General features: G+C 48.7%; 21 protein-coding genes and 1 pseudogene. 18 read left to right on the plus strand and 4 right to left on the minus strand.

The window, feature by feature from the left end:
* The first annotated feature begins 4 nt into the window (after positions 1–4).
* From DU002_RS10535 to DU002_RS10575, 9 genes are all read left to right on the plus strand, one after another.
* Complete coding sequence (locus DU002_RS10535) at positions 5–544, plus strand: AraC family transcriptional regulator (protein WP_199405215.1); 540 nt, start codon at positions 5–7, stop codon at positions 542–544.
* A complete protein-coding gene (locus DU002_RS10540; RefSeq protein WP_114338332.1) occupies positions 535–2,598 on the plus strand; it encodes a hypothetical protein in 2,064 nt (687 codons plus the stop codon). The genes DU002_RS10535 and DU002_RS10540 overlap by 10 nt, the downstream gene beginning before the upstream one ends.
* On the plus strand, positions 2,595–5,537 hold the full coding sequence (locus DU002_RS10545) for a tetratricopeptide repeat protein (protein ID WP_114338333.1): 2,943 nt from the start codon (positions 2,595–2,597) through the stop codon (positions 5,535–5,537). The genes DU002_RS10540 and DU002_RS10545 overlap by 4 nt, the downstream gene beginning before the upstream one ends.
* A 25-nt stretch (positions 5,538–5,562) precedes the next feature.
* Positions 5,563–6,450, plus strand: coding sequence for a tetratricopeptide repeat protein (locus DU002_RS10550; RefSeq protein ID WP_158538027.1), 888 nt, complete (start codon positions 5,563–5,565; stop codon positions 6,448–6,450).
* Positions 6,447–6,752, plus strand: a complete 306-nt coding sequence (locus DU002_RS10555) for a hypothetical protein (RefSeq protein WP_147271832.1) — start codon at positions 6,447–6,449, stop codon at positions 6,750–6,752. Before DU002_RS10550 ends, DU002_RS10555 begins: the two co-directional genes overlap by 4 nt.
* 97 nt (positions 6,753–6,849) lie before the next feature.
* Entirely contained in the window at positions 6,850–7,515 is a 666-nt protein-coding gene (locus tag DU002_RS10560; protein ID WP_114338336.1) for a MotA/TolQ/ExbB proton channel family protein, read from the plus strand.
* Positions 7,516–7,518: 3 nt separating this feature from the next.
* Positions 7,519–8,043, plus strand: coding sequence for an ExbD/TolR family protein (locus DU002_RS10565; protein ID WP_114338337.1), 525 nt, complete (start codon positions 7,519–7,521; stop codon positions 8,041–8,043).
* On the plus strand, positions 8,040–8,576 hold the full coding sequence (locus DU002_RS10570) for an ExbD/TolR family protein (protein WP_199405216.1): 537 nt from the start codon (positions 8,040–8,042) through the stop codon (positions 8,574–8,576). Before DU002_RS10565 ends, DU002_RS10570 begins: the two co-directional genes overlap by 4 nt.
* Positions 8,573–9,505: an AgmX/PglI C-terminal domain-containing protein gene (locus tag DU002_RS10575; protein ID WP_114338338.1), complete on the plus strand. Its 933-nt coding sequence runs from the start codon at positions 8,573–8,575 to the stop codon at positions 9,503–9,505. The genes DU002_RS10570 and DU002_RS10575 overlap by 4 nt, the downstream gene beginning before the upstream one ends.
* Before the next feature lie 69 nt (positions 9,506–9,574).
* On the opposite strand, the gene DU002_RS10580 is transcribed toward DU002_RS10575, so the two are convergent.
* Positions 9,575–10,825 (minus strand): hypothetical protein, encoded by a 1,251-nt coding sequence (locus DU002_RS10580; protein WP_114338339.1) that lies wholly within the window; start codon positions 10,823–10,825, stop codon positions 9,575–9,577.
* Positions 10,826–11,439: 614 nt separating this feature from the next.
* Between DU002_RS10580 and DU002_RS10590 the strand changes: the two genes are divergently transcribed.
* Positions 11,440–11,814, plus strand: coding sequence for a hypothetical protein (locus DU002_RS10590; protein ID WP_147271834.1), 375 nt, complete (start codon positions 11,440–11,442; stop codon positions 11,812–11,814).
* 151 nt (positions 11,815–11,965) lie between these two features.
* Positions 11,966–12,586, plus strand: coding sequence for a PEP-CTERM sorting domain-containing protein (locus DU002_RS10595; protein ID WP_114338342.1), 621 nt, complete (start codon positions 11,966–11,968; stop codon positions 12,584–12,586).
* A 101-nt stretch (positions 12,587–12,687) separates the two neighbouring features.
* On the opposite strand, the pseudogene DU002_RS19275 reads toward DU002_RS10595, so the two are convergent.
* Positions 12,688–12,972 (minus strand): annotated as a pseudogene (locus DU002_RS19275) (IS4 family transposase); the annotation flags it as partial.
* Positions 12,973–13,203: 231 nt separating this feature from the next.
* On the opposite strand from DU002_RS19275, the gene DU002_RS10600 reads away from it, so the two are divergent.
* The 7 genes from DU002_RS10600 to DU002_RS10630 all read left to right on the plus strand — a co-directional run bounded on the left by DU002_RS10600 (position 13,204) and on the right by DU002_RS10630 (position 17,366).
* The gene (locus DU002_RS10600) at positions 13,204–13,533 is read left to right on the plus strand and encodes a hypothetical protein (protein WP_114338343.1); all 330 of its coding nucleotides are present in this window, start codon (positions 13,204–13,206) and stop codon (positions 13,531–13,533) included.
* A gap of 117 nt (positions 13,534–13,650) precedes the next feature.
* Positions 13,651–14,082, plus strand: a complete 432-nt coding sequence (locus DU002_RS10605) for a hypothetical protein (protein ID WP_114338344.1) — start codon at positions 13,651–13,653, stop codon at positions 14,080–14,082.
* A 59-nt stretch (positions 14,083–14,141) separates the two neighbouring features.
* The gene (locus DU002_RS10610) at positions 14,142–14,432 is read left to right on the plus strand and encodes a carboxymuconolactone decarboxylase family protein (protein WP_114338345.1); all 291 of its coding nucleotides are present in this window, start codon (positions 14,142–14,144) and stop codon (positions 14,430–14,432) included.
* 239 nt (positions 14,433–14,671) lie between these two features.
* On the plus strand, positions 14,672–15,163 hold the full coding sequence (locus tag DU002_RS10615) for a PEP-CTERM sorting domain-containing protein (RefSeq protein WP_114338346.1): 492 nt from the start codon (positions 14,672–14,674) through the stop codon (positions 15,161–15,163).
* Between the two features lie 617 nt (positions 15,164–15,780).
* Positions 15,781–16,356 carry a hypothetical protein gene (locus DU002_RS10620; RefSeq protein ID WP_114338347.1) on the plus strand — a complete coding sequence of 192 codons (576 nt, stop codon included), beginning with the start codon at positions 15,781–15,783 and terminating at the stop codon, positions 16,354–16,356.
* A gap of 318 nt (positions 16,357–16,674) precedes the next feature.
* Positions 16,675–16,857, plus strand: a complete 183-nt coding sequence (locus tag DU002_RS10625; protein WP_114338348.1) for a hypothetical protein — start codon at positions 16,675–16,677, stop codon at positions 16,855–16,857.
* 140 nt (positions 16,858–16,997) lie between these two features.
* Positions 16,998–17,366 (plus strand): Rap1a/Tai family immunity protein, encoded by a 369-nt coding sequence (locus DU002_RS10630; RefSeq protein ID WP_114338349.1) that lies wholly within the window; start codon positions 16,998–17,000, stop codon positions 17,364–17,366.
* 173 nt (positions 17,367–17,539) lie between these two features.
* Here the strand turns inward: DU002_RS10630 and DU002_RS10635 are convergent, their stop codons facing one another.
* Together DU002_RS10635 and DU002_RS10645 are read right to left on the minus strand one after the other, a co-directional pair.
* Positions 17,540–19,081 carry an AbgT family transporter gene (locus DU002_RS10635; RefSeq protein ID WP_114338350.1) on the minus strand — a complete coding sequence of 514 codons (1,542 nt, stop codon included), beginning with the start codon at positions 19,079–19,081 and terminating at the stop codon, positions 17,540–17,542.
* Positions 19,082–19,431: 350 nt separating this feature from the next.
* Positions 19,432–20,556: a PepSY-associated TM helix domain-containing protein gene (locus DU002_RS10645; RefSeq protein WP_114338352.1), complete on the minus strand. Its 1,125-nt coding sequence runs from the start codon at positions 20,554–20,556 to the stop codon at positions 19,432–19,434.
* Positions 20,557–20,642 lie beyond the last annotated feature (86 nt).

A 20,642-nucleotide genomic window follows, 5' to 3' on the forward strand; every position in this document is an offset into this window, starting at 1 on the left:
CCTAATGGAAAATATCAGTATGAAAAGGATTGGTCAGGCGGTTGTCGCCACTATTTTATTGTTCACCGCTAGTCTCTTTAGCACTTTGCAGGCCGAAGAACAGCCGTTAGGCGACAAGGTTGAGTCGCTCAAAGAGCAGGTGGTCAAACTCAACCGTGACCTGTTTATTCTTGAAGAAGACCTGTTATTCCCTGCCACCACACAGGTCACTGTGTATTTGTCGGTGGATACTGGCAAATTCTTCAAATTAGACTCTGTTGAGCTGAAGATCGACGATGACCGCGTGGCCGGTTACCTCTATACCGAACGTCAGGTTAATGCGCTTCATCGAGGTGGGATCCAGAGGCTTTACATTGGCAACCTGAAAGCCGGCAAACATGAAGTGACTGCGTTCTTTACTGGCTTTGGTCCCGATGGCCGCGAGTATCGCCGTGGTGCCACGTTGGCTTTTGACAAAGGAACTGACGCCAAAGTGTTGGAGCTACAGGTTCGCGATGAAACTGATACCTATCAGCCTGATTTCAAGGTAGTGGAATGGCAGTAAAGGTGACCTTGGCTATGCGCCAGCGCTGGCGTTGTATCGCGCTGGCGGTGGCATGCTTTAGCGTATCCCTAAGCGCTGTTGCTGATGACGATGAAAAAGAGCATCTGCAAGCAGAGTTAGGCTATCGGGTGGGTCTGTTTGAGTACTATCAGGGCGATCCTTTGGCCGCTCTGACATTTCTCGAAGTGGATAAAGTGCGGACCGAGCAGCGCTTAGCCAGTCGCAGTGCTGACGCCTTGGCCGAAGATAATGCTGCGCGTGCCGATGCGCGATTGTTAGAAGCGGGGATCCGTTTGGGTTACGGCTTGCATCGCAGTGCGCGTGCCTTGCTTAGTCAATTGGTTGCCTCACCGACATTGTCGGAGCAGGGATATGCGGAAGCCAGCCTCTATCTAGCTCAATGGCTCTATCTGCACCAACAACCGGATGCTGCATTGAGGGTGTTGACCGATGTGCGCGGTCAGTTACCCGCTGATCAGGCACAACAAGCCGCTTATCTGGAGCAACTGTTGCAGGCCACGACTGGCAGTACCAGCGCCACCGCAGAGGTCAGCTATGACGCAGGCCCATGGCAGCCTTACTTGCTTTATAACCAAGGGATCGCCCATGCACAGGCGAAGCAGGCCGACCAAGCGCTAACGTCGCTGGAACAAGCGTTAATTCTACTAAGCCAAGGTCGCGCGGTCAGTGATGACAGCTGGCTAGATCTATTGGCGTGGAGTGCTTGGTTCCCACCAACGCCCTTGCCGCTGGCAGAAGGCGAGATCACCTCGTTACAGGATAAGATCCAGCTAACGCGTGCCAGGATCTATCGCCAGCAGGAAGATTACGATGCCGCGCTGGATGCGTATCAGCAAGTCTCGCTCGAAGGCATGGCGGCTGCAGAAGCCCTGTTCAGTTATGGCTGGACGGCGTTTAATGCTGGGCAACAACCCTTATCTATTACGGCCTGGAGCGCATTAGCTAAACGTGGCGACCTGAGTGCTGAGTTGCTGCAGGTGCATCTGGCTATTGCTTGGAGTTATGAGCAGTGGGGCATGCCGGGTCACGCACTGCAAAATTATCAGCAGGCGTCGCAAGCGTATCGTGTGGTACTGGCCGATCTTGAGCAGCAGCTACAGTCACTGGATCCTGAATCTCTGATGCAACGGCTATTGCCTGACAGTGATGACAGTTGGCTAAGTGAGCAGGATGTTATTCGTATCGCTTCATTACCACGTTTGAATGAGTTGATGGTGTCGCAGTCGATGCAATCGATGCTGATCGATGCGCGGGATCTGCGCTTACTGCGTAACAATCTATTGCGTTGGCAGGCGGATATGGATCAGTTCAACGCCATGCTGGAGGTGCGAGAGCTGTCCCGCCAAGCGCAGTTGCAAGCTTTGGCCGATGCGCCACCCAACAGCGAGTTTGAGCGTTTACGTGGTGAACGTGATGCGTTGGCTGCGCAATTGAACCAGTCGATGGATTCTCCAAAAGCACTGGCGAACGATGAAGAGTTGGCGATTTTAAAGCGCCTGACCCGTGCTGAACAAACGCTGGAAAAATTACAGCAACATCCTAAGTATGCCGCCTACGCGGAACGCGTTCGCCGGGTACGCGGTGCGCTGGACTGGCAGCTCAGTGATGATCTGGTGGCTCGGCAGTGGCAACAAACTAAGTCATTAAAGGCATTGGATAATCTATTACGAGAATCGGAGCAGCGCTTGGCGCGATTGCAGCGTATTGTCGATGAGCCCAGCCAGCAGATCGCACTGCAGCAGCGGGTCGTTGATGCTCAAGCTCGGCTCACGCAGCAGCTATTGGCGGTTAAGACGACGTACGACGAACTGCGGCAACAGGTTTTCGGATTGGTTGAAAGCGAGCTACAACGTCAGCAGGTCTTGGTGAAAAATCATCTGGCAGAATCACAATTGGCGATCACCCGATTGTATGAGCATTACCTCAAGCTGCAACAGGATGCGATCATGGGCAAGCCGGCGCGCGAGTCCTCTGTACCAGAGGCAAATGCACCTGGCGCTGAGCAGCCTGGTGAGCAAGGGGAGGGAGTATGATGAAAAGGTCGCTTCTTGCCCTGCTTATGCCGCTGACGCTTGCGGCTTGTTCCAGCAATGATCCGCAGGTGGTAAAAACGCTTGCCGATCTGGAGCCGATTGAGCGCCAGCCGTTTCAACGCCCGCAGGTGGATGTGTCGACACAGGGGCTGATCCACCAATACCAATCGCTATTAGAGGTCAGCGAAGATCCTAATGTGCGTATCTATGCCCGCTACCGTCTGGTTGATCTGGGCATGCTCCATCAAGAAGAGGTGCTGGCGGAAGACGCGAGCTTTAATACCGACTCCCTTGATGGCCTGATCGCAGATTATCAGGCGTTGTTAGCCACCTATCCGGATCAGCCCGATAACCACGCGGTGTTGTATCAGTTAGCTAAAGCTTATGATCTTAAGGGCGATCTCCCTGCTGCTTTTGCCACGTTAACCACACTGATAGATCGTTATCCTGATTCGCCTCATGTGGCCGAGGCGCAGTTCCGCCGTGGTGACATCCTGTTCAGTCAGCGTAAATATCGCGAAGCGGATCAAGCATTCACTGCTGTGATTAAGCAGCCGGAGGCCAGCTCCTACCTGCTGAACGCCCATTATATGCGTGGTTGGTGCCGATTTAAGCAAACCCGTTATGATGCTGCGCAGCGCGACTATCTGTTTGTGCTGGATAACCTGCTGGAAGAACACACCACGTTAGAGGGATTACCCAAAACACGTCGTACCCTGGCAAATGACACGCTAAGGGTGATGAGTTTGACCTTTAGTTATCAAGCCGGTGGTGAAAGTGTGCGTACCCTGCTGGCGACGACAGGTAAGCGCTCCTGGGATCACCTGCTTTATCAGCATCTGGCGGAGTATCAGTTAGGCAAGGAGTTGTATCAACAAAGCGCTGATACCTACCTTGCTTATATCAAGGACAATACCGAGACCCTATGGGCGGCACAGTTCGACATCCGGGTATTGGCTATCTATAAAGAGGCGGGATTCACCACGTTGATCCGGCCGGAGAAAGAACGTTTCGTCAAACTCTGGGGCCAGCGTAGTGGGTTCTGGCAGCGCTCAGAGGTGGCCGTAAGGGATCAGTTAGCGCCTCACCTGCACGCTTTTCTGTTGGAGCTGGGGCAGTATTACCATGCCACAGTGCAACATCAAAAACAGGCGGCGGGCAAGGGTGCCGGTAGTGATGTGAAACAGCAGGTTGCGCAAGGTTATCAGCTTGCTGCTGATTGGCATTTGCAATTCTTAGATACCTTTCCGTTGGATCCGAAAACACCGGATATCCGCTTCTTGATGGCAGAAGCCTTGTATGAAGCCGGTAGTTACAGCGATGCGATTGCCGCTTATGAATTGGTAGCTTACGCGGCCGATGCTGAGCCGTTGTCTAATATCCAGCGTAGTGAAGCAAGTTACGAAGAGTTATTAGCTTACAAGTTGACCGGTTACGATGCTCAAGCGCCAGTTGCAGCACCGGCAATGCGTGCAGAAGCGGGTTATGCTGCGCTGGTCGCGTATCAAAAACTGATGCAGCAAGCCGAGGTGAAAGCATTACCAAAGGCAGACAACCAAGCGCTGCAATTGAAACGTATTCGCTCGCAACTGCGCTTTGCTGACCGTTTTTCTCAGGATAAACGGGCTAAGCAGGCACAAACATTGGCGGCACAATCTCTGCTCAAGCTGCAACGATATGACGAGGCGACTGAGGTCGCGACGCGTCTGTTGGCATGGCAGCCGACGCCGGATAACGCGCAGCAACGTATCGCCCATCTAGTGATCGGCCATAGCGCCTTTGCCAATGAAAACTTCGCGGTAGCAGAGCAGGCTTATCAACAGAGTCTGGCGCTGATGAAAAAGTCAGATCCACAGCGTGATGACACCCGCAAGAAATTGGCTGCTGCGATCTATCGTCAGGGCGAGCAGGCGGTTGCCGATGGCGACAAAGCGTTAGCGGTGAAACATTACCTGCGGTTGGGTGAAACGGTACCCGAATCAGGGTTCCGCAAAAATGCCGAGTATGATGCCGCAACATTGCTGCTAGAGCTGGAACGTTGGGAAGAAGCGGTAGCGATCTTAAATCAGTTCGCTAAGCGCTATCCTAAGTCGCCGCTGGTAGCTGACATTCCAGCCAAGTTAGCGTTCGCTTACGAACAGTCGGGCAATTGGCAACAAGCTGCCAAGCAGTATTTGGTTTTGGCAGATCGTGGCGGTGAATCAGCTGCAGACAAGGAAGCGAGCCGCCAATCGTTGTTAGCGGCGGCTGAAATGTATGAAAAAGCCGATGATCTCGATGGTGCAATTAACAGCTACCGTCGCTATGCGCACGCTTACCCCGAGCCTTTTGCTATGGCGATGGAAGTCCGGGCGAAAATGGCTGGTTTTTATCAACGCACAGGCGATGAGATAAAACGTAATTACTGGCTGAAGAAACTGGTGAAGCTTGATGCAGAAGGTGGTGATGAGCGCAGTGATCGTTCTCGTTATCTGGCTGCCTTTGCTGCGCAAGACCTGGCCGTACAACAGCAGCGTACCTTTGACAGCATTCGCTTGAAGCTGCCTCTGCGGAAGAGCTTGAAAAAGAAACGTGCGGCGCTCGATAAAAGCTTGGCAGCTTGGCAGCAGGTCGCGAATTATCAACAAGCAGAGTTCACCACGGAAGCCACTTACCGTATCGCTGAGATCTATGGTGCGCTGAGCCGTGACTTGATGGATTCTGACCGCCCGAACGGCTTAGATGAAATGGAGCTGGAACAGTACGAGCTCCTGTTGGAAGAGCAAGCCTATCCATTTGAAGAGCAAGCGATTGAAGTCCACCAGGCCAATACTGAAAACGCTTGGCAAGGTAACTATGACGACTGGGTAAAACGTAGCTTCGAGGCGCTTGCTGAGTTGCTGCCAGCGCAATTTGATAAGCCAGAACAGGAGGTCAGCTTCAGTGACTATGCGCATTAATAGCGGACACACAGAGTTTTGGTCAATGAATAGTCGTTTGCTTATCCAACGTCGAACTGATGACCGTTGTCTGATGAAGACGGGCACAGTCAAAGCCGGTTTACAGGCGGCGCTGTTGAGCCTCGTTATTGGTTTGTCAGGATGTGCGCAGTTGGGCGAAATAGCAGACGCTGACAGCGCGGCTGCCGATACAACCACGGACAGTGCCGATGCGGTTGCTAGCCCAGAAGCCCCTGTTGCCGCTGATGATGTCGCGGCAGATGCTGCTATCGCTAGCGATGGTGATGCACAAACTGATGCTGCGACTGAGCCAGCGGAAGAGGTTACCCCGCCTTCGATTAATCCATATTTGGCTTCTGAGCCGGTGCTATCAGCTATGGCCAAGGCCAAATTTGATGCTGCATTAGCCAAGGCCAAGGCAGCACAATCTGAGGCCGAGGTGGCAGCAGCCATTAAGGCGTTCGAAGCGGTGTTGGCCGAGCAAGCGGATCTCTCAGGTGCGCGGGTGAATTTAGCGCAGCTGTATCGCATGCAGGGGCAAACAGACACCGCAATGACCCAGCTAAAGCAAGCGGTTAAAGACAACCCGAATAATTTAGATGGCTGGAATTTACTGGGCGTACTACAACGCGAACAGGGCGATTTTACGGCAGCAGAACAAAGCTATTTGGAAGCGCTGCAGCGTTGGAATGATTACGCGCCAGCACACCGTAATATTGGCATCTTGTATGAGTTGTATATGGGGCGTTTTAACGATGCGTTAACACATTATGAAGCGTATCAAGCCCTGCAGGAGAAGCCCGAGCGACGTGTCAAAGGCTGGATCTTGTTACTGCAGCGGCGTATTGACGCCGGAGAAGGTGTTGATAGTGCGGTGCCAAGTGAGCCTGAAGTAGCGGGAGAAGGAGCATGATGACACTGTCTAAAGTCATTGCTTTTACTGGATTATTTTCAATGGCTGCGATGGCCGCAGAACCCGAAATCGTGGAGCTGGAAAGTACCATTACCGGCTCTCAAGAACAGCCCAAAGTGATCTATATCGTGCCGTGGCAACAGCCTGCTGGCGCGAAAGAGATGGCACAACAGATCAATAGTTATCTTGATCGTAAGCCGTTGAGTTTGCTTGAGCGCCCCGTTTTTCTGCGACAGTTGCAACAATTTGAGCAACTTGAGCGAGATCAAAAACAGAAAGTGAGTCCCGCGCCGCAAAAATAGCGAGTGGCACCGGGTAAATGTTTAAAAAATGTTAACGACGGGTATGCTAGCCGAAAAGCATTCGTCTGAACGTGTATTTATTGAGGTTTAACAGACTATGGACGCATACAACACAGTGATCCGCTTCTTCCAGGAAGGTGGTCAATTCATGTACCCCATCGCGTTAGTGATGGTGGTTGGTTTGGTTATCGCCCTCGAGCGTTGGTTGTTTTTAAGCTCAACTGGCCGCGCTAACCGCAAGGCCGCCAAAATAGTTCAAGCTGGCTTAGCCACTGGTGACTATCAGGTGTTGATCAAAGGCGCAGAAAAAACCAAGGCACCGCTGTTGCGCGTGTTAGCGTCAGGCGTGAGCCGTTTGAAAGATGCGCATCGCCGTGAAGATGTAGAGTACGCGATGGAAGAGAGCATCATGGAAGTGATGTTGCGCCTCGAAAAGCGGACACAGTATCTGGCCACCTTGGCCAATATTGCTACGCTACTTGGTCTACTCGGTACCATTATCGGTTTGATCGCAGCGTTTACCGCCGTGGCTAACGCGGATCCGGCTGAAAAGGCCAACCTGCTATCACAGAGTATCTCGGTGGCGATGAACACCACCGCTTTCGGTCTGATGACTGCGATCCCACTCTCTATTTTCCATGCCGTGTTGCAAACCAAAACCAGTGAGATCGTTGATAGCCTGGAAGTGGCCGGTATTAAGTTGCTTAACATGCTTTCTTATAAGTCGAAGACCGATCCGGAAGCAGCTGGCAGCAGGGGCTAACTCATGAGGCGGTTAAGACGTCCGCAGAAAAAGGACGCTGAACTCGATATCACCTCCTTCATGAATCTGATGATCGTGTTGGTTCCCGTGCTGCTGTTAGGCATGGTGTTCTCGCACATTTCGGTACTGGATATCCAGCTACCGGAAGGCGGCGCAGACAACCCCGATCAAAAAGATCCACCCAAGCTGTTGGAGCTGATTATCCGTCAGGATGGTATGGCGCTGAACTACCCCGCAGGTGTGCCCTTAAAGCGACTGGCAAATAAAGAGCAAAGCTATGATTTTGATGGCTTGTCGCTTTATCTTCAGGACCTGAAAAGAGCATTCCAGCAAAAAGGGATAGAAAAGCGCGACATCATTATTTTGATGGAGCCGGATATCGATTATCAGACCCTTGTTACTGCCATGGATACGGTGCGTTCATTTCGTGCCGTGGTTGTAGCCAGTGATGTAGATGCTGAGCTATTTCCCGAGATCTCATTAGGGGATGCCCCGGCAGCCGCTAAAGCGAAGGGGGCTAAACGATGAAGCAATCAATGCGTGCGCGTCGTATGGCTCGCCACCATCGCAAATTGTCTGGTGCAGCCTCCAAGCTGAATCTGGTCTCACTGATGGATATCTTCACCATTCTGGTGTTCTTCCTGATGGTGAACTCCTCTGAAGTGCAGGTGCTGCAATCGAATAAAACCATTAAATTGCCTGACTCTGTGGCGGAACAACGCCCCGAGGAAACCTTGGTGATCATGGTCAACAGTGACAACTTGGTTGTACAAGGCCGACCGATCGCTAAAACCAGCGAATTGATGGCAGACGACCAAGCGCTGATCCCGGCGCTGCAAACGGAATTGGATTATCAGGCGAAACGTCGTCCGGAACTCAGCGAGCAAGAAAAGAAGCTAGGGCGTCCGGTGACCATTATGGGTGATGCTTCTATCCCTTACGAGTTGCTGAAGAAAGTGATGGCCACCTGTGCCGACACCGATTTCAGAAGTATCTCGTTGGCTGTTAACCGTAAGTTCGTTTCTGACGACGCTGCGGCAGCCGAGGAGGGCCAGCAGTGAGCATTCCTTTAGTCAGTCGCTCAAGTTTCGAGCTTAGTTGGCAACGTCGTGAAGTTGATGACCAACGCTTCAAACGGCTGTTGGTGATTGGCCTGGCATTGTTGCTGTGCGTCAGTATTGCCATCCCCTTTGTAAACGTGCCAGAAATTGAGCGCGAGAAGAAAGAGGCGCTTCCACCGCAGTTGGCCAAGGTGATTATTGAGGAGAAGAAAACACCGCCTCCACCACCGCCAAAGCCAAAACCGGAAGAGAAGAAAAAGCCGGAAGAGAAAAAGCCAGAAGAGAAGAAACCTGAGCCTAAGCCAAAACCCAAGCCGAAAACTGCGGCAGAAGCGCGTAAAAAAGCGTCTAAAGCAGGCTTATTGGCGATGCAGGATGATTTGGCCGCCATGCGCGAATCCCTTGACGTCGGCGCACTGAAAAAAGACAAGCTGAACAAAGGCTCGGGTGATGCAGCGAAAACCTCGCGCTCACTGTTGGCGGGTAAAGCCAAGTCTGGCAGTGGTGGTATCAGTACCAGTGGCCTCAGTAGCGATGCCGGTGGCGGTACATTGGCTGGACGCGACACCATGATAGTGGAGGCGCCGCCGGAGCTGGAAGACGAGCAGAAGAAAAAGCGTAAACGCAAAGATGGCAAAGCCGGCCGCAGTGAAGAGCAGCTACGCATGGTGCTAGAACAGGCCAAAGGCAGTCTTTACACGCTTTATAACAGTGCCTTACGCAAAGACCCCACGCTGGAAGGTAAAGTGGTGTTTGAGCTGGTGGTTGAGCCCGATGGTAGTGTCAGTGCTTGTAAAGTCGTGAGCTCAGATCTCGACAACAAAAAGCTGGAACGCAAACTGGTGCTGCGCCTGAAGTTACTTAACTTTGGTGCAGAAGATGTAGCGCAAACCAAGACCCGTTGGTCGATTGAGTTCTTACCAAATTAAACGAACAGTTGCATTCGGTAATAAAAAAGAGCGCCTTAAGGCGCTCTTTTTCTTTGTGCTATCTAGGTACTAAAGTTTGTGAAAAGTTTGAGTCTCATCGCCAAACGTAATCTCAAAGCTACTCTTATCCACAATGGCAAATGGCAAGTATTCAAACCGAGGCGACTTGAGCGGTTTCCATTGGCCCTCAGTATCTGGCGTAGATTCGACTGTTGTAATGGTAACTAAGCGGTCATCGAGCGTATAGAAATAGCCTTTAGCTTTTACTAATGCGCCATCTGGGTACGCCCAATTCATTTCGAAGGAACCATCTTGATTGAAGCTTCCAGTGAAGTTGTTATCACCCCGGTAGCGTCCATGGAATAAGGGTTCTGATGGAGTGCGACGATAGGCGTTATATGTTGGAAACGTCATGTAATCTTGATTACGAACTTTGAAACGGGTGCGATAAATGCCATCACTATCGGGCTCTTTAGGCATGGTCATACCCGCGTGATCTATTAGCTCGACATCAACTAAGACTTCGTTGTCAGGTGACCGAGAAGATGATGCCTGATCGGAGCTCATCTCGTTGTAGCGAAGTTTGCCTGTTGCAGTCCAGGAATGGGAGCCGTCTTCAAAGAAACAGTATTCGGTATAATCAAATGTCTTCGATACAAATAGAGCGCAGGAGCGCTCAAATAGAGAAGGCAACTCTGTGGACCATAGTCCAACCAGGTAATCCTTTGGAATGTTGTCAGCATTGACCTCTAGGATTTTAGCTGAAAGTTTTGCTGACTTTGGGTCGTCCATGTCAGCGACAGGACGGTTATCGAGAAACAACTGATGGAGGTGTTTCTGAACCTCTGCAATGCGCTCCAACGTTTTACTGTTCATCATCAACAGGTCGATGGCTGGGATGGGCTCGCCATGTATTAGGTCATGGAATTTTTGGTTTCTGAACAGGTCCTGATATTCCTGATAGTTTTCTGGTTCGCCGGAGACCATCTTGACTAGGAAATCATTCATATTGGCTACTCTTAGCCCTTTATTCAGGTCTTCTGGCCAGAGCATTGCTGTTGCAAAATAGGCCTTTTGTTCACTAAATGCTCGTACCTCAAACAATAAAGGAGCTTCCAAGTCTTCAAACTGATACCGCTCGTAACAATACGTGTATCTACCATCTTCGGATTGAAAGCTGACGTGTTCACCCGAAACGTCCAACATATCTGGACTTGTAACCCATTCGGGAACATCTTCTAAAATCACTTTCAGTTCGCAATCTGCAAAAACATCCGCAGAAATCAACCCGAAAAGTAAAGGTACCAAAAACAGTCTCATTAATTTCTTCCTTGATTATATTGATAAAACACTACTTCAGCTTGCCATACCGAAAGATTGATGTATCGGCAGCCGAGTATAGGCAATTATTATGCTGATTAATTTGGGGCTTGGCGACAGGTATGTAAAATCGACTATTGACGTGCCTCCAAATCATCATAGATATTGCAACTAATTCTCCAGACTCTGCAGGCATCAAGTCCATATATACCCGCTTCATCTTAAAAAAGTGCCTTACGCACTGCCCCCACGCTGGAAGGCAAACTGGTGCAGCGCCTGAAGTTACTTAACTTTGGTGCAGAAGATGTAGCACAAACCAAGACCCATTGGGCGCTCGAGTTCTTGCCAAATTAAACAGATAGGTGAGTTGGGTATTAAAAAAAGGGTCATGTGATGTCTGTCAAATCGCGAGCCGTCGCTAATTTCGGTGGACTTGTGAAAAAGAGAGTAAAAATCGAGTAATCAGTGAGTTATGATATAAAAAATAATTAATAGAAAGTAGGTTAGACGAGATCTTTCCGGTTTGGGGTGATAGGTATACATGTACCCCTTATCCTGATAGAGGGTCCGTGCATACCGACTTAGCGTTATATTGCCAAAGGGAATTCAGCGATTTGAACCATTACTCATTCGTTGCCATGGATTGTTTTGATGTTACCTTTCTGAACGATCTTGAGCAGCGTTTCGAACACCAGGAAACAGTTGCTCTTAATAGCTTTGACGAGTTATCGAAACTGCTCGATTTTTTCTCTGTCAGCGTTTCCGATGAGGTCATGCCAAGGGTGGACGAAGTAAATTGCAGTTGGCTATTGGTTGGTATGCCACAGCCAAAGGACATCGCAGACTTCGATGCCTTCTATGAGCAATGGCTAGCGCAAACTGGTAGAGACAACAATATGGATGAGTATGGGCAATTAATGTGTCTCAACGGCCTTTTTGAAAAATTCGCACGGTCCAGCATTATGGTGGTGCTGAGTGAGGCAATATAACAAGTCAAGCAATTGCGCTCCGGTCGTTGAAAAGCACGGCCTCCGCGGGACTGGCTTCGCCAGCCCATTCTTGAAGCGTTAGCACTCTAGAATAATCAGACAGAGTCGTACTTTGAATTTATATTAAGATAATCTAAAAAGGAAATTTAAAATGTTAAACAAACCATATGTTCTTTTATTTGTAGCGATGTTCTCGGCACAAACACAAGCAGGTGTTTTAAGCTTTGAAGACGTAACTGCTGGAAACTCTTCGTTTCTACCAATAAATTACGCAGGATTCAATTGGGGAGAGCAAGCCTTTGGAGTAATTATTGATCAACATCCTAGCTATAGTTTCCAAGGTACTTTTGGAAATTCGTATGGCTCTCCTTCTGGTGATTATGCATTATACAATTCTAATGGTGTTAACCAGGGGGTGAGATTAAATTCCATCATTGATTTCAACGGAGCGTACTTTAGTTCTTGGGCAAATAATAACGACTTTGGTGATTATGGTGCCACATCAATAACTATAAATGGATACAACTCAGGTATATTGATTGATTCAAAAACAATGGATTTGTCAGCTAATCAATATGATTGGTTTGATGTAGGCTTTTCAGGAGTTGACGAACTAGAGTTTGTCACTAGTGGTGTTGAAAAGTGGTGGGTAATGGATGACTTTACTTACAGCACTTCTCAAGTCGCTGAAGTGCCTGAACCTGCTAGCTTAGGAGTTTTTTTAGCAGGAGTATTTGGATTGCTCTTAACAAGAAAAAAGCCCAAGTGCTAACAAGCACTTCAAACGGAACAAAAACAGTTGGTTAGATTCCGCTTCGCTACACATTATAACCAACTGTTTTTGTCCGCTTAAGTGGGCGCTGGAGGATCCCCTCATAAATCCCCCAGTCCAGCGGTGTGAACCAGCCTTAAAAATTCATTCATAGCCCAGCGTATTCGCTGCTCTGAGATAATAAAGTCCGGTCGCCTCCGAACTTCTTTGCCTAAACGAACAACCGATAATACAGCTCGTTTTCTGATGGTATCCGCCTGAACGTGGCGTTGCCATCCAATCTGTTGCGGCACCAAGCCTAACCACCAAAGCATGATTTCTGCGAGCATCGCTATCAGTAACTGCACGTCATAACGGCGCGGACAACGCGAGCTATTTAGTCGTAATTATCAGTGAACTCAGGCGTTTTTTGTGAATTTGCGGACACTGTTGTGCAAGCATTTGGTGTAGGATTTGAACTTCGCGCATCCCGACTGCCTCCGTGCAGGGTGAGATAGGATTTGTTTTTGGCGAAATTAATTAGATCAAACCACGGGGTGCGCGTCTACTTTTATGAATTTCCTAGGGATTATGAGGGGATTCGCTAGATTGCGTCGTTAGCTGTACTTGGAGTTCAGATGAAAATATGGATATTGATTTTTCTTTTAAGCTTTTCATTTTCTGTGCATTGTAATAATGATATTGATTCTCAGGAAAATATAAACTCTGTAATACAGGTTATGGAGTGCTTGCGGAATATTCCCGATAAAGAAATTAAAAACCCTGATCACCTTGTCTCTAAAGAATTATCATTAATGACTAGTGTAATTGAAAATATAACTCTCGAACTTGGCACAAATACAAACGAACAGAAGGAGTTTAGAGAGCTATACAAAGTGGCGTACAAACATTGTCCAAAAATCATTGATACCTTAAAAGCTGGGTATGAAAGTACAGCTAACAAATAAATCATGGTGCTGCTGCGTAGCCGGATCCTATACTCCAGCGCTTAGCGCTTACATTCCGGCCCCATATTTGGCCGTTGCATCCGAGTAATAAGCATTAGACAACATGGAAGTACATCAATGTCATCAACATTCGATTTTTATCAAAGCGAAGAATTCAGAAATGAACTTAGGGTGTGCCGACTCTTCAGGTTGAAATACCCTAGAGGTGGTCACTACAACGATGGCTTTGAGCTTTTGGGTGAAATCAAATTTGCTAATGGAGAGGAGCTATTAAAGGCCTTAGATGTTATTGGTGTTAGCTATAAAATCCATAGCGAAAAACCACAGGTATGGTGTCCTCCACCGTTAGCTGTTGGCTCAGAAACATGCTGGATTGAGTATGAAAACATCGTCACATGTTTCGGGTATAAAACATACGTAAAAATTGGCACGTGTGAGCCTTCACTTGAATTCAATTTCAACTCAGTTAGCTGGTATGAAGTCACGTTAGAAGACGTAAAACGAGCAGCTTCTTTCGAAAAGGTTCTAATCTCATACAATTTGTTGTGAAAAAGGTGCCTAACAAACAAAAGCAGAGCGCCCCAGCGTTATAATTCACAGAGGATCTCATGTTAGGAAAGCATCAAAAGCATTACGAAAATTTTTATCACTCCACTCACGAAAATGCGCATCTGGATTCCAAAACAGAGCTTTTAGTGGGGCTTGCTGCCGCCATGGCGATGAATTGCTTGCCGTGTACAAATTATTACTTAAAGCAGGCAAAGCAAGCGGGCATAACAAAAGGTGAAGTTTCCGATGTTACGGCGAAGGTTATGGCTGTTGCAGCAGGGCAAAAGAAACTTCAAATGCAGGAGGTTCTCGCCAAGTACGAAATCGACCTGGACTCCTTTGAAAAGTGAGGTCTAACAAAGCTTTCTGATTCTGTAGTTGAGCTGATTCAGTAGACCCTAAAGTCAAAAACGGTGGCAACGCCGGAAGGAGTGAGTGCCCAGAGCGTTGTGGAAATTGTCACTAAAGTTTACATATTTGTTAAAAAAAATGAGGGCTTTTAAAAAATATCGATAAATAACAATAGGTTAACAGTCTGGCGCATTTCCTGCTTATTTCAGTAAACTCTTATTGTAGTAGGGCAGTAATAATGAAAAAGCAGTTTTTTAAAATCATCATGGGGTTGTCTCTTCTGGTCAGTGCCAGTGCAGCGCAAGCCGCTTTAATTGAATATGTAGGCTCATGGCAGGTTGGTGATGGTCCAAATTGGACAACCAACCCCCTTGCATATTCAGGTGTTGGTGCAGCTGAGGAGCTGTTTGGTGCTGGCACTTATATGATCTCGACAATTGACGATCAGGTCGCGAACATCAATAACATGGCTCACTACGCGATTATTGGTATCGGCTTCGAGGTTTTTGCTGAAGACTACTTCCGTGGTGTAGAAGGTATTACTCGCTATCAGGACGTTTACATTTTCGATCGTGACCTCGATACCGTCTCTGCTTATGTTCGTGACTTCGGTGTTGGTGGTACTAACTATGCATTCCGGATCAGTGACGTTCCTGCGCCAGCGCCACTGGCGATGCTTGGCTTAGGTCTGGCTGGCTTGGCCTTTTTTAGAAAGAAGAAAGCTGCTTAGTGTTTTAAAGAACATTTAGCGATGAGCCTCGTCTTTTGACGGGGCTTTTTTGTATCTTGAATACCGATCGGCTTGGCTTCGGCCTGGTGTTGACAGCGTTCCTGTCGAAAAGGGCACAGCCTCATGATTAACATTGACCAAGCTGTAGCCTTGCACATTTCCCCCGTATGCAGCCTTTGCAACTCTCAAAATAAGATATGTTTTTCTGTAGCTTAGCTTCTGTGTTTTTGAACCATGCTTTTTTGAAGGCAAAGAAGCTTCAATAACTCGCCCTCGTTTAGAGCTGATTTAGTTAACAGAGAGGCCCAACTACCACTGTATTTTCCATTCTTGATCTATCACGCCTTTAACGCGGTAAATGCTGCGTCATCGGTTGCTGATATTGACGGCTATCGGAACGTTTTCTACGCTTTCAGAGTTAGAGTTAAGCCATGAGTAAGCTTCGGTTTGAGCCGCAGATGCATCTATCTTAGATGATGATAATTGTAGTTTTTTTAAGGGGCATTACTCGCGGGATCCCGACCTGATGTGATTGGATATGGGACGCTTAACACGAGCCAAACGCTGTTGAAAAAACGTTGTGCGTTGACCATCGCAATGGAAGGGGACACACCACAATGGATTCGAATATCGCTTCATCTCTTATCTCGGGTTTCTTCTCGGTCGTTTGTGCTTTTGGAGCTGTCTATCTCAAAGAGCACTTGGATGCCAAAAAGGCACGGTCGGTGGATGCAAAGCCGCATTCAGTACCAATTGTTGTGCCGGTAAAGCCGGTTGAAGAGTTGCAAGCAAAGTCGCCAGTCGCAGAGAGAGGAAAGCGCTACTCCTTCGTCAGACCATTGCTTATTGTTATCGGTAGTTTTGTCTTCGGTTTAATAACACGTGCTTTACGTCCGTTTTTTAGCGGTAGTATTAATTGGGAATCTTTAATTGCGCTCGTTGTTCTTGTACTGCTTGCGTTAGCTTTTGCGTTAAATCATCGACGTAACGGATATCAACTTGGGTTCCAATTGGAGAATTTTGCTCTGTGGACCGGTTGGAGTTCCGGCTGGAGTTTGATCCACGGAAATATATGGGGTGACTTAGTGGGTGTGGTGACCCTATGGTGGTTTGCTTGCGCAGTTATTGGTGGCCTCTTGGTTGCTATTCGTAGAAAAATCAGCGCACAGCAACCTACGGAAGTGGACAACTAACCACTATCAATTTGGTGTCGCACCTGAACTCCAAGAGCGTAAAGTTGTTCACAGAGGAGTGAGACGCTTTGGGTTGGCAAAACGGCTGACCTGATTTCATTTGGTATAGCTCCTGCCTGAAGCTTGTTTTCCTAGTTGATTGTTGAACTGTTATACGATGGCTGTCCTTAAAGTTACTTTTTTATGTCTAAAGCCCTTTGCTGATCCTGCTCTGCTGGGCCGTTTATGCCGTTAATCTTTCGCGCTGAACGCCGTTATGCGTTAAGCCGTCTAAGCTTGAATTGTCGATGGCTTTAATCCGGTGGCGGGAGGTGAGTGATGACTCACGATAAAGACAAAAGTAGTTGGGCGATAGGCGGCGGCGTGTTGATCGGCACTGGCGTGGGTTTCTTTTATATTCAGACTTCTGTTTTGGCGTTTGTAGGCTCTATCATAGTGGGGCTTGGCTTCGGCCTGGTGTTGACTGCGTTCCTGTCGAAAAGGGCACAGCCTCATGATTGACATTGACCAAGCTGTTAAGTTGCCTTTTCCCCGAGCGCATCTATAACGACGATTCAAAATAAGATTTATTTTTCTGCACCTTAGCTTCTATTTCTAAAAAACGGCTATGGTTAATAAGAGTTAATTTTGGGAGATTGTTGATGATGAAATGCCGCCTAGTATTGTTGATGTTTTGTTTGTCTGCGGGTTGTTTTAGCCCAGCTAACGCCGAGGACAGTTTTGACACCAAAACTATCGGTGATCTGCTTACCCTGTGTGATATGTCGATTGATGACCCTTGGTATGGCGTGTCGCAGGCATATTGTCTGGGTTATATCAGCTCGGCCCAAGATGCACAGGTTATCGGTAAGAAAGGTGATCCTGCTTCCTGCCCTGATGCCACTGTGACGCGTCAGCAGATATTAGATAATTTTCTGGTTTGGGCAAATCAACACCCAGAGCAGATGGAGAACCCAGTGCCGGTGAGCGGCCTGACATTGTCCGCCAGTAAAAAGTGGCCTTGCCAGTAATCGCTAAACATTTAACCCTTGCTATTGTTTAGACCGTCAGTAAGAGTTTCTCTATGCCAAAACCAACGGGCAGGATGATAAGCTGCCCGTTGGTTTGCCCATTTCGTTAAAAACGTCCCCGAATTCACCCTCGGCTTTATCTCTTCAGCTTTCAGATTTGTGTCTTTGGACGCTTATCCGGCCGGTGTGTACAGGTAGCTGGATTGAATACCCAGCGGGATACCCAGCCCCCAATAGATCAACAGAAAGATGCTCCACAGAATGAGAATACTGATACTAAATGGCAGCATCAGAGACAGCACGGTACCTATCCCCGTGGATTTTACATAGCGTTGGCAATACACCACCACCAGCGGAAAATAGGGCATCAGTGGGGTAATGATATTGGTGGAAGAATCACCAATGCGATATGCAATTTGGGTCAGATCCGGAGAGATATCCAACTGCATCAGCATGGGTACAAAGATGGGGCCAAGTAGCGCCCACTTTGCCGAGCTGGAGCCGACAAATAGGTTCACAAAGCCAGTAAGAAAGACAATACCAATCACTGTCACCATGGTTGGCAGCGACAACGCCTTGAGTACCTCTGCGCCCTCAATGGCCATCAACGCGCCAAGATTCGATTTACCAAAGGCATCAATAAATAGCGCACAGAAGAATGCCATCACGATGTAATAACTCATCCCATTCATCGCTTTGGTCATGCTGTTAATCATATCTTTGGTGGTTTGGTAAGTACCTGAGAGATAGCCATACACCACGCCAGGCAACAGGAATAGCAGAAAGATCAGCGGTACGATTGATTGCATTATCGGCGCTTTAAAGGAGGTCAGCTTGCCGCTGGCATCCCGCAATGGGCTCGACTCTGGCACCAGTATCGCAATAAGCATGATCACCCCTGCCAGCATCGTCAGGCTGGCCCAGCGCAGCGCACGGCTTTGTACGGCTGTAAGCTCTGCAAATTTAGGGATATCGTTAGGGTCACCATCCACTTCGACATCTTTCAATCTGGGTTCAATCACCTTATCTGTCAGATACCAGGCGATACCAATGATCAGCACTGATGATGCTGAATTAAAGAACCAGTTATTCAGCGGGTTAACCTGAATTGCTGGGTCGATAATTTGTGCGGCGGTTTGGGTAAAACTTTGCAGCAATGGGTCGATGGCCGACGGAATAAAGTTGGCGCAGAAGCCGCCACTGACCCCGGCAAATGCAGCAGCAATACCCGCTAATGGGTGTCGGCCCATGGCGTAGAAGATCACACCTGCCAGTGGGATCACCAGCACATAACCCGCATCGGTGGCGGTGTGACTAACGATGGCCACCATAACAACCATCGGTGTCAGCAAGCTGTTGGGTGTGGAATCCAGCATCCGCTTTAGTCCGGCACTGATAAACCCGGAATGTTCCGCTACGCCCACCCCAAGCATGGCAACCAGCACCACACCTAAAGGCGCAAAACCGGTAAATATGGGCACCATCCGGCTCAAGAAGCTAGCCAGCGAATCGCCCGTCAGTAGGTTGTTTACCACGATCGCTTCGCCTGTACGCGGGTCGATAGCGTCGAAGCTGACCTGAGAAAAGATCGCCGATGCGATCCAGACTATCGCCAGACAGATCAGAAAGATAATCGCGGGATCGGGCAGCTTGTTACCCACCACCTCAATGCGATCCAAGGCGCGGGTGGTCCAGGTGGTTGACGTGTTATCCATGCATATTGCTCCGTGACAAATAGTTAACGTCGACTGACACAGCTACTAAGTGTAGAAGCTAAATTTATTAGTAATGAAAGAGTTAGGTGATAAATAAAAAATAGGGGATCTGTCTTCGATCCTCAATCTCATTGAAATCAGTATTTGGTGCTGCTGAAGTGGGGTATATAAGCGATTTACTGCTGAAAGGCGTGCGAGGGTTGCCCCGAACGAGAGCGGCTCGAGCGAGCGCGTCAATATAGGAGGGATCAACACTTTCTATCCGCGGACCTTCTATCAGGAGATCTTCTATCAGTACATTGATTGCTCTATTTGTTTGAAAGAGCCGCCCTTGGGCGGCTCGGTTATCACTAGCCTGCAGTATCAAAGCTCTCTCTAACTTGTTCTCTTATCCGCTTCGACTTGCTGCTATAGCGCCTGCGTTGCCAGTACAAATACAAGCCAGTGCCAGCCAATATCACGGGGGCTAACCCCAAAACACACCAAAGAATACGGGTGAACAAGCCGCCAAAATAGCCAAAATGCAGCTTGCGAAAGCTGTCGATGAATACCCGCAGAAAACTGGCCTCGCGAATATCTATCTTATTGAGCAAGGCGCCACTGGTTTTATCAAAACTGACTGTGCTGGCGTATTCGCTGTGCAGCGGGTTATGGCTGTTTACTTCACCGTAAAAAGTGATATCACGATCCGGTTCGTGGGGCATGGCAAGGTAACCCGCTTTGTAGCTATCAATTTCTACTTCCGCTTGTAACCGCAAAGACTCGAATGAGATCTCTGGGCTATGCAGTGGTGCCTGAATATAGACATGTTCGCCGTCGCCGTGTTCGGTCACTTCATGGATGATCCCCATGATGTTCCAGTAGCCACCGGTAAAGGCGATGACGATCAATATGGGCGAACTTAAGATGCCAATAAATTTATGCAGATCACTGAACAGGATCCGCTTGGCTGCGGTGGTTCGGAGAGTGAATAGTTTGGCCCAAAAGCGGCGGTAAAGAATAACGCCACTGATGCCGAGAAACAGCATGATCAGCGCAACCACAAACCCTACGCTGGCACCTTTTACGTGCAGTAAAAAGCTGTAGTGCAGCTCCAATAGCCAGTCGGTTAGGTAGTGGTCCATCGGTTGTGGTGCTGAAAGCAGTGCCCCACTGTATTGGTTGATATAGACCTTGGCCCACTCCTCGGTGCCACGGCGGATCAAGTAGCCGGCATCAGAGCGTTGCTTGTCATCAAATATCTCCCAGCCGCCCAGTTCGAATTCGGGGTTGGCCGCCAACATGGTGTGCATCAGGCTGTCCAGGCTGACGCGCGGCGTTTCCGCTGTCGCATCCACCTGCATGTGCTGGGGGCGCAGGAGGGAATCTATCTCAACTTTAAATACCAGTATGCTGCCGGTGATCGAAATAATAAGCAGCGGTAACATGGCGATCAGTGCCCCATAGGAGTGCCATTTAAACAGGGTCTTTCTCATGCTGAACTCTTCTTTCTTCGCATTGTGAGTGCGGCCAACGACAACTTAAAAGGCACCGAGAAGCATAATTGCTTTCGGTGCCTGTG

It is taken from the genome of Corallincola holothuriorum (genome assembly GCF_003336225.1).
Classification (GTDB): Bacteria; Pseudomonadota; Gammaproteobacteria; order Enterobacterales; family Neiellaceae; genus Corallincola; species Corallincola holothuriorum.